This is a genomic window from Streptomyces sp. YGL11-2, from assembly GCF_050054615.1.
Taxonomy (GTDB): Bacteria; Actinomycetota; Actinomycetes; order Streptomycetales; family Streptomycetaceae; genus Streptomyces.
Window position 1 is genome coordinate 6,886 of record NZ_JBNHIN010000007.1, and the last position, 8,658, is coordinate 15,543.

The following is an 8,658-nucleotide window of genomic DNA, read 5'->3' on the forward strand; positions in this document are numbered from 1 at the left end:
CACCCGGGCGGCGCCGCCCGGGACCGGCAGAGCACCGAGAGCCACTCCACCACCACGCACCCCGGCGGCATCGCGCCCGACGGCGGCCGGGGGCACCGCCTCGCCGACACCGGCAGCCCGGACACCACGCCGTACGTGATCGGCGGCGCCGCCTGCCTGGCGCTCGGCGCCGCGCTGGTCAGCTACTCGGTACGCCGCACCCGCGACGAAGCCGTCTGAGCCCGCGCGCGGACCCGGAGGGCCCGCCGGCGGCGGCCCGGACGGCCGCGGGTCGGCGCGTCATACCGCCCGACCGCCTGCCGGACCGCACTCCTGACGGAGCGTCATACCAGCGGCCCGGTCACCGACTCCACGGCGTCCACCAGCTTCCCGTCCCGGACGAAGCCGTACGCGGCCTCCAGGTCCGGCGCCAGGAAGCGGTCCTCGCCCGGACCCTGGACGCCCGCGGCGCGTATGGCGTCCAGGACGGCGCGGGTGGCCGGCGCCGGGGTCAGGCCCTGGCGCATCTCGATGGCGCGGGTCGCCGCGTAGAGCTCGACGGCGAGGACCCGGGTCAGGTTGTCGACCGCGGTCCGCAGCTTGCGGGCCGCCGACCAGCCCATCGAGACGTGGTCCTCCTGCATCGCGGAGGACGGGATGGAGTCCACCGACGCCGGCGCGGCCAGCCGCTTCAGCTCGCTGACCAGCGCGGCCTGGGTGTACTGGGCGATCATCAGGCCCGAGTCGACGCCGGGGTCCCCGGCCAGGAAGGCGGGCAGCCCGTGCGAGCGGTTCTTGTCCAGCAGCCGGTCGGTCCGGCGCTCCGCGATCGAGCCCAGGTCGGCGGCGGCGACGGCCAGGAAGTCCAGGACGTAGGCGACCGGTGCGCCATGGAAGTTGCCGTTGGACTCGACCCGGCCGTCGGGCAGCACGACCGGGTTGTCGACGGCGGCGGCCAGCTCGCGGTCGGCGACCAGGCGGGCGTGGTCGAGGGTGTCCCGGCCGGCGCCGGCGACCTGCGGGGCGCAGCGGATCGAGTACGCGTCCTGGACGCGCGGGGCGTCGTCCTGGTGGTGGCCGGTGAAGCCGGATCCGGCCAGCACCTTCAGCATGTTGGCGGCCGAGGCGGCCTGGCCGGGGTGCGGCCGGATGGCGTGCAGCTCGGGGGCGAGGACCTTGTCCGTGCCGAGCAGCGCCTCCAGGGAGAGGGCCGCGGTGACGTCCGCGGAGGTGAACAGCCGGGCGAGGTCGGCGCAGGCCATCACCAGCATGCCGAGCATGCCGTCGGTGCCGTTGAGGAGGGCCAGCCCCTCCTTCTCACGCAGTTCGACGGGGGCGATGCCGTGCTCCGCGAGCAGCTCGCCGGAGGGCCGTACGACGCCGTCGGGGCCCTCCGCCTCGCCCTCGCCCATCAGCGTCAGCGCGCAGTGCGAGAGCGGCGCGAGGTCGCCGGAGCAGCCGAGGGAGCCGTACTCGTGCACGACCGGGGTGATGCCGGCGTTCAGGAGGGCGGCCATGGTCTCGACGACCAGCGGGCGGACGCCGGTGTGCCCGGAGGCCAGGGTCTTCAACCGCAGGAACATCAGGGCGCGGACCACCTCGCGCTCCACCCGCGGGCCCATGCCGGCCGCGTGCGAGCGCACGATGTTGCGCTGGAGCTGGGCGCGCAGCTCGGGGCTGATGTGGCGTACGGCGAGCGCGCCGAAGCCGGTGGAGACGCCGTAGACCGGGTCCGGTTTGGCGGCGAGCTCGTCGATGAAGGCGCGGGAGGCGGCGACGGCCGTGCGGGCCTCCTCGGACAGCTCGATCCGGGCCGCGCCGCGGGCCACCGCGATGACGTCCTGTGCGGTGGTGCCGGACGTCCCCAGCACCACAGTGTGCATATCCATATTCAGGCACCCTAGAGACTGAATCGCTGGATGTCACCACCCGATTTCCGGATCACCCCTTACCGATCATCGCCCCCGGGACACCCCTCCGCCGCCGCGCCCCGGCACCTCATCTCCGGAACCGCCGGCGTTCCGGACCCGGCGGCGGCTCCGGCGAGTCCGCCAGCCGTACGACCGGGTCGTCCGCCCCGCCGTGCCGCCCGGCCACCACCGGCTCCCCCGACTTCGCCGCCTTGGCCCGGTACTGCGCGGCGTCCGCGAGCCGGAAGAGCCGGCGCGCGCTGGGCACCGCGCCGATCGGGTCGCCGGTCGAGGCGACCCCCACCGCGACCCCCTCGCCCAGGTCCAACTCGCCTGCCCGGTCACACAGTTCACCGGCCACCTTGACCACCTCGTCGGACCGCGGCCCGACCGCCAGCAGACAGAACTCGTCCCCGCCGAGCCGCGCCGCGAGGGTGCCCGGCAGCATCGCCCCGCACAGCGACAGCACCGAACCGAAGCGCTCCAGCAGCCGGTCGCCGACCGCATGGCCGCGCGAGTCGTTCACCCGCTTCAGCCCGTTCAGATCGCACACCACCAGGCTGACCACCACCCCCTCCGCGCGGTGCAGCTCCAGCGCCTCGTCCAGCCGCATGTCGACGGCCCGGCGGTTGGCGAGGCCGGTCAGCGCGTCGGTGAAGGCGAGCAGCCGGGCCTCCGCCAGGCGTTCGGTCTGCGCGATGCCGGCGGCCGTGACCGCGGCGAGCACGGTCGCGAAGTCGGCGTCCGCCCGCCGGAACACCGGCTCCCCGGCCCGCCGCGCCACATACAGCTCGCCCCACGCCCGGCCGTGCAGCACGATCGGCGCCACCACGCAGCAGCCCCGGCCGCGGCGGCGCAGCGCGGCCACCCTCTGGTGGTTGTAGCGACCCTCCGCGGGCGGCACGCCGCCGGGCTCGCCGTCGGCCACCTCCACCCAGGCGTTGGGCTCGCCGCCGCCCGCCCACTGCTCGTGCAGATAGCCGACGATCTCCGGGAACTCGTGCACCGGATACGTCTCGTCGTCCGGGAACTCCCGCTCCCCCGGGGCGAGTTCGCCGACGTTGACCAGCACCCGGAGCTGCCCGAGCTCGCGCTCCCACTGCGAGATCGCCGCGAAGGAGCCCCCCAGAGCCTGGCGCGCCCCCTGCGCCGCTGCCCGCGCCGAGTCGCACAGCGTGTGCACGGCGGCCATCGCCTGGGCCAGCTCCACCACGGCCCGCAGCCTCGTATCGCCCTCGCCCGTCACCGGATCCTCGCATTCCGTCACCGTGAGCACGCTCTGTAGTACAGCGTAGGAATGATTGGCCCGATTCGCCCCTTCCGGCGGAGAACCGACACTCTCAGGGGCGACCGCCGGACCGCCGAGCCCCCGGCGGCGCCCAGGGCCTGTCCGGCGGGACAGGCGCCGGCCTCACTCCCCGGGCCAGTCCGGCTCCCGCTTCTCGTTGAAGGCCGCGACACCCTCCGCCCGGTCACCCGAGAACGCCACGCTCCGCCAGGCGCCGTCCTCAAGATCCAGCCCGGTCCGTAGATCCAGCCCGTGCCCGAGCCGCAGGGCGCGCTTCGCCGCGCGCAGCCCCACCGGCGAGTTGCGGGCGATCCGGCCCGCCAGCGCCAGCGCCTCGGCCCGGTCCTCGCCGTCCGCCACGAGCTGGTCGACCAGCCCCAGCCCGGCCGCCTCGGCCGCCGGCACCCGCCGGGCGGTGAAGACCAGCTCGGCGGCGCGTGCCGCACCCACCCGGCGCGGCAGCAGCTGCGTCCCCCCGCCGCCCGGGATGACGCCCACCGACACCTCCGGCAGCCCGACCACCGCCGTGCCGTCCGCGACGATCAGGTCACAGGCCAGCGCCAGCTCGTAGCCGCCGCCGAGCGCGAAGCCGTGGACGGCGGCGATGGTGGGCATCGGCAGTTCCAGTACGCCCGTGTAGGCGGCGCGGGTGCGCGGGCGCTGGCGCATCAGGTCCGCGTCCGTGAAGGAGTTGCGCTCCTTGAGGTCGGCGCCCACGCAGAACGCCCGCTCATGGGTGGAGCTGAGCACCACCGCCCGTACGGACGGGTCGGCGGCCAGCGCGGCGCACGCCTCGGCCAGCGCCTCCGCCATGGCCGTGGACACCGCGTTCATCGCCTTCGGCCGGTCCATCACCAGCTCCGCCACGAAGCCGTGGCGCTCGACGCCGACCCATTCATCCGCCCCGTACCGCTGCATACAGCCCTCCCGCATCCGATGGCACGACCGCGTCCGGTTAACGATCGTTGACACGATCCGACGGCGATGATGTCATCCCGGCGCCCGTTACGGCAGGGGCCGCCGGCGAACGGCCGGAGCGCCCCTCAGCCTCGCCGGGTCAGCAGCCACGGCTCCACGACGCCCAGGCCGCGCACCGGGCGCTGCCACATCGGCTGGAGCGCGAAGCGGTACGGGGGCGGCGGGCTGCCGGTGCCTTCCTGCGCCGCCTTCTCCGCCGCCGCGGCGTCCGCCTCGGAGACCGGCGCCTCGCCCGTGCGCCCCAGTTCCTCCGCGAACGCCTCGTCGACCAGGACGGTGTCCTTCGGCGCTATCGAGGTGAGCCGGCTGGCCAGATTGACGGTGGTGCCGAAGACATCGCCCATCCGGGTCGTGACCGTGCCGAACGCGATGCCGACGCGCAGTTCGGGCATCGTCTCGTCGTGGGTCATGGTCTCGATCAGCCGCAGCCCGATCTCCGCCGCGACGCCCGCGTCGTCGGCCGCGAACAGCACCTCGTCGCCGAGCGTCTTGATGAGCCGCCCGCCGTGCGCGGCGACCAGGTCGGCGGCGGTGGTCTCGAACGCCTCGACCAGCTCGCCCAGTTCCTCCTCCTCCAGCCGCCGGGTCAGCCGGGTGAAGCCGACCAGGTCGGCGAACCCGACGGCGAGCCGCCGGTCCACCATCTCCGCGTCGTCCTGGGCCTGGACGACCCGGCCGGTGGCCGCCGCGAGCTGCCTCCGCCAGACGTAGACGAGGAACTCCTCCAGCTCCGGGAGCAGCAGCTCGACCAGCGGATAGGTGATCTCCGTACGGGTCAGCCCGGAGTCCTGCGGCTCGGTGAGCCCCTCCAGGAAGGAGTCGATCTGCCAGTCCGCGAGCCGGGCGGTGGTCTGGCCGGTGGACCGGGCGACCTGGACGGCCATCGCCTCGCTCAGCAGTCCCGCCTCGACGAGACCGGCCAGCCGGCGCAGGGCCAGCACGTCGGCCTCGGTGAGCGCCTTGACCTGGCCGATGTCGGCGAAGCCCATCGCCCGCCAGAAGCGGGCCGCGAGGTCCATGGAGACGCCGGCGCTGCGGGCCGCCTGGAACGGCGTGTACCGGCGGTCGGCGCCGAGGATGAGTTGTTCGAGCTTGACGGCGATGTTGTTGCTGTTGTCGCTGTTGTCGCTGTCGTCGCCGTCATTGCCGTCGTCGCCGTCATTGCCGGTGTCGTCGGCGTTGCCGGTGCCGCCGTCATTGCCGGTGTCGTCGGTGGCGGTGCCGCCGTCGCCCCCGGTCCCCGCCGGGTCCGTTCCGGTCCCCGCGGGGTCACTTGCCGGGTCGCCGGTGGGCACGGCCACCGCATCGCCCCCGGTGTCCGCGCCGCGCGGGGGGGCCCCCGCGTCGTCGCCGGTCACCGGCCGCTCCCTGTCCGATCCGTGCGCACTGCCCTTCCGATCACTGCTCGCCCATGATCCGTTCCCTGACGGACCGCCCCCACGATACGGCAGGTGTGCTCTGCCTCACGTGGTCGCTGCGTTCCCCTGACGCGTACGTGTTGGGCGGGCGCCGGAAGGGAACCGCGCGGCGCCGGCCGCCGTCGGCCACAACGGGCGGGCGCCGCGCCGTCCGCCACGACGCGTCACGGCGCGGAGTAGCCGTCCCCGCTGGTGGGCCGCAGGTGGATGATGTCGCCGGCGGCCACCGGCCGTTGGACGCCGTCCGCGGTGGCCAGGACGAGGCGGCCGTCCGCGTCGAGGGCCACGGCCTCGCCCTGGAGGGTCTCGTCGCCGGGCAGCTCCGCGCGCACGGAGCGGCCGAGGGTGGCGCAGCCGGCGGCGTACGCCTCCTGGACGCGGCTGGCGCCGGGGTCGCCGTTCGCCTCCTGCCATGCGCCGTACCAGTGCTCCAGCGAGCGGAGGACGGCCCGCAGCAGCGGGTCCCGGTCGGTGTTGCGGGCGCCGGCCAGGGCGAGCGAGCCGGCGGTGGGGACGGGGAGTTCCTCGGCGGTGAGCGAGACGTTGAGGCCGATGCCGACGACCACACCGTCGGCGGCCCGTTCGGCGAGGATGCCGCCGGCCTTGCGCTCGGTTCCGTCCACAGTCACCAGCAGGTCGTTGGGCCACTTGAGGGTGGTGTCGACACCGGCGGAGCGGGCGACCGCCGAGGCGACGGCCACGCCGGTCAGCAGCGGCAGCCAGCCCCAGCGGTCGTGCGGGACGCGGGGCGTGAGGTAGACGGAGAGGAAGAGGCCGGAGCGGGGCGGCGCCGACCAGCGGCGGTCGAGCCGGCCGCGGCCGGCGGACTGCTCCTCGGCGATCAGGACGGCGCCCTCGGTGAGGCTGCCGGCCCGCGCCGCCAGGTCGGTGTTGGTCGAGCCCGTCACGGGGACGACGTCCAGTGAGGACCAGAGCGAGCCGGGGCGCAGGAGGGCCCGGCGCAGCGCGGCGGCGTTGAGCGGCGGGCGGTCCAGATCGCTCCAGCGGCCGGCGTCTTTGTCCCGGTTTTCCGGTGGTTGAGGCGTCATGGGGCCAGCCTAGGTGTGGTCAACGACGCAGTGCCGCAGAGCAGTCCCGCCGATACGCTACGAGTCGGTAGCCACACCCGTACCACCCTCCGTACGAGTGCCAGTCCAGGACGAGCAGGAGCCGCATCCCGATGTCCGAGCCGGAAGCAAACATCCACACCACCGCGGGCAAATTGGCGGATCTGCAGCGGCGGGTCGACGAAGCCACGAACGCCGGTTCCGCCCGCGCGGTCGAAAAGCAGCACGCCAAGGGGAAGTTGACGGCGCGTGAGCGCATCGAGCTGCTCCTGGACGAGGGCTCGTTCGTCGAGCTCGACGAGTTCGCCCGGCACCGGTCGACGAATTTCGGCATCGAGAAGAACCGCCCGTACGGGGACGGGGTCGTCACCGGGTACGGGACCGTCGACGGCCGGCCGGTGTGCGTGTACTCGCAGGACTTCACGATCTTCGGCGGTTCGCTGGGCGAGGTCTACGGCGAGAAGATCGTCAAGGTGATGGACTTCGCGCTGAAGAACGGCTGCCCGGTCATCGGGATCAACGACGGCGGCGGCGCCCGCATCCAGGAGGGCGTGGTCGCCCTCGGCCTGTTCGCGGAGATCTTCCGGCGCAATGTGCACGCGTCGGGCGTGGTGCCGCAGATCTCGCTGATCGTCGGCCCGTGCGCGGGCGGCGCGGTGTACTCGCCGGCCATCACGGACTTCACGGTGATGGTCGACCAGACGTCGCACATGTTCATCACGGGACCGGACGTCATCAAGACCGTGACGGGCGAGGACGTCGGCTTCGAGGAGCTGGGCGGCGCCCGGACGCACAACACCACGTCGGGCGTGGCGCACCACATGGCGGGCGACGAGAAGGACGCCATCGAGTACGTCAAGGGGCTGCTGTCGTACCTGCCGTCCAACAACCTCTCCGAGCCGCCGGCTTTCCCCGAGGAGGCGGACCTGGCGGTGACGGACGCGGACCGCGAGCTGGACGTGCTGATCCCGGACTCGGCCAACCAGCCGTACGACATGCACACCGCGATCGAGCACATCCTGGACGACAACGAATTCCTGGAGACCCAGGCGCTGTTCGCGCCGAACATCATCACCGGGTTCGGGCGCGTCGAGGGCCACTCGGTGGGCATCGTGGCCAACCAGCCGATGCAGTTCGCGGGCTGCCTGGACATCAACGCGAGCGAGAAGGCCGCGCGGTTCGTGCGCACCTGCGACGCGTTCAACGTCCCGGTGTTGACGTTCGTCGACGTGCCGGGCTTCCTGCCGGGCACGGACCAGGAGTACGACGGGATCATCCGGCGCGGCGCCAAGCTGATCTACGCGTACGCGGAGGCGACGGTCCCGCTGATCACCGTCATCACCCGCAAGGCGTTCGGCGGCGCGTACGACGTCATGGGGTCCAAGCACCTGGGCGCGGACCTGAACCTGGCCTGGCCGACGGCGCAGATCGCGGTCATGGGCGCCCAGGGCGCGGTCAACATCCTGCACCGGCGCACGCTCGCCGCGATCGAGGACACCGAGCAGCAGGAGTCCCGCCGCCAGGAGCTGATCCAGGAGTACGAGGACACCCTGCTGAACCCGTACGTCGCGGCCGAGCGGGGCTATGTCGACGCGGTGATCATGCCGTCCGAGACGCGCCGGCACATCGTCCGCGGGCTGCGCACGCTGCGCAACAAGCGCGAGGCGCTGCCGCCGAAGAAGCACGGCAACATCCCGCTGTAGTCCGGCTGTAGTCCGCCGTAGGAGGTCGGTTGACGATGATCAAGGTCGTACGGGGCAATCCCACACCCGAGGAGCTGGCCGCCGCACTGGCGGTGGTTCAGGCCCGCGCGGCTGCCGCCGCGGCAGTCGCGCCGGGCAGGCCGGAGCGGCGTTCGGAGTGGGCGGATCCGGCGGCGACGGTCCCGGCGCGCTCGCGGCTGCCGCACCCGGGGCCGGGAGCCTGGCGGACCAGTTTCTGGCCACGCTGACATTGGCGGGATCCGGTCGGTGCATCGTGCACTGACTAGTCCTTCGCGGTGCGGGGGGGGGGGGGGG

Annotated in this window: 7 protein-coding genes and 1 pseudogene; 3 read left to right on the top strand and 5 right to left on the bottom strand. The window is 73.5% G+C overall.

The genetic code is table 11. The annotated features are described in order from the left end of the window. Positions 1 to 219: pseudogene (locus ACO1BR_RS10370) on the top strand (hypothetical protein); the annotation flags it as partial. Between the two features lie 104 nt (positions 220 to 323). On the opposite strand, the gene hutH reads toward ACO1BR_RS10370, so the two are convergent. The 5 genes from hutH to ACO1BR_RS10395 all read right to left on the bottom strand — a co-directional run bounded on the left by hutH (position 324) and on the right by ACO1BR_RS10395 (position 6,622). Then, a complete protein-coding gene (gene hutH, locus ACO1BR_RS10375) occupies positions 324 to 1,868 on the bottom strand; it encodes a histidine ammonia-lyase (RefSeq protein WP_426794735.1) in 1,545 nt (514 codons plus the stop codon). Between the two features lie 109 nt (positions 1,869 to 1,977). After that, on the bottom strand, positions 1,978 to 3,081 hold the full coding sequence (locus tag ACO1BR_RS10380; RefSeq protein WP_426794926.1) for a GGDEF domain-containing protein: 1,104 nt from the start codon (positions 3,079 to 3,081) through the stop codon (positions 1,978 to 1,980). Between the two features lie 219 nt (positions 3,082 to 3,300). Then, the gene (locus ACO1BR_RS10385; RefSeq protein ID WP_426794736.1) at positions 3,301 to 4,095 is read right to left on the bottom strand and encodes an enoyl-CoA hydratase/isomerase family protein; all 795 of its coding nucleotides are present in this window, start codon (positions 4,093 to 4,095) and stop codon (positions 3,301 to 3,303) included. 125 nt (positions 4,096 to 4,220) lie between these two features. Beyond that, positions 4,221 to 5,513, bottom strand: coding sequence for an adenylate/guanylate cyclase domain-containing protein (locus tag ACO1BR_RS10390; RefSeq protein WP_426794737.1), 1,293 nt, complete (start codon positions 5,511 to 5,513; stop codon positions 4,221 to 4,223). Positions 5,514 to 5,737: 224 nt separating this feature from the next. Beyond that, positions 5,738 to 6,622 (bottom strand): biotin--[acetyl-CoA-carboxylase] ligase, encoded by an 885-nt coding sequence (locus ACO1BR_RS10395; RefSeq protein WP_426794738.1) that lies wholly within the window; start codon positions 6,620 to 6,622, stop codon positions 5,738 to 5,740. Between the two features lie 131 nt (positions 6,623 to 6,753). On the opposite strand from ACO1BR_RS10395, the gene ACO1BR_RS10400 reads away from it, so the two are divergent. Then, positions 6,754 to 8,343: an acyl-CoA carboxylase subunit beta gene (locus ACO1BR_RS10400; RefSeq protein WP_426794739.1), complete on the top strand. Its 1,590-nt coding sequence runs from the start codon at positions 6,754 to 6,756 to the stop codon at positions 8,341 to 8,343. A 35-nt stretch (positions 8,344 to 8,378) separates the two neighbouring features. Beyond that, positions 8,379 to 8,591, top strand: coding sequence for an acyl-CoA carboxylase epsilon subunit (locus ACO1BR_RS10405; protein ID WP_159510402.1), 213 nt, complete (start codon positions 8,379 to 8,381; stop codon positions 8,589 to 8,591). Positions 8,592 to 8,658: the final 67 nt, after the last annotated feature.

What these genes read in the sequence shown, in the direction of transcription:
- hutH (WP_426794735.1), bottom strand. Translation starts at nt 1,868, where the DNA reads ATGGATATGCACACTGTGGTGCTGGGGACGTCCGGCACCACCGCACAG.
- ACO1BR_RS10385 (WP_426794736.1), bottom strand. Translation starts at nt 4,095, where the DNA reads ATGCAGCGGTACGGGGCGGATGAATGGGTCGGCGTCGAGCGCCACGGC.
- ACO1BR_RS10395 (WP_426794738.1), bottom strand. Translation starts at nt 6,622, where the DNA reads ATGACGCCTCAACCACCGGAAAACCGGGACAAAGACGCCGGCCGCTGG.
- ACO1BR_RS10400 (WP_426794739.1), top strand. Translation starts at nt 6,754, where the DNA reads ATGTCCGAGCCGGAAGCAAACATCCACACCACCGCGGGCAAATTGGCG.
- ACO1BR_RS10405 (WP_159510402.1), top strand. Translation starts at nt 8,379, where the DNA reads ATGATCAAGGTCGTACGGGGCAATCCCACACCCGAGGAGCTGGCCGCC.
- ACO1BR_RS10380 (WP_426794926.1), bottom strand. Translation starts at nt 3,081, where the DNA reads ATGGCCGCCGTGCACACGCTGTGCGACTCGGCGCGGGCAGCGGCGCAG.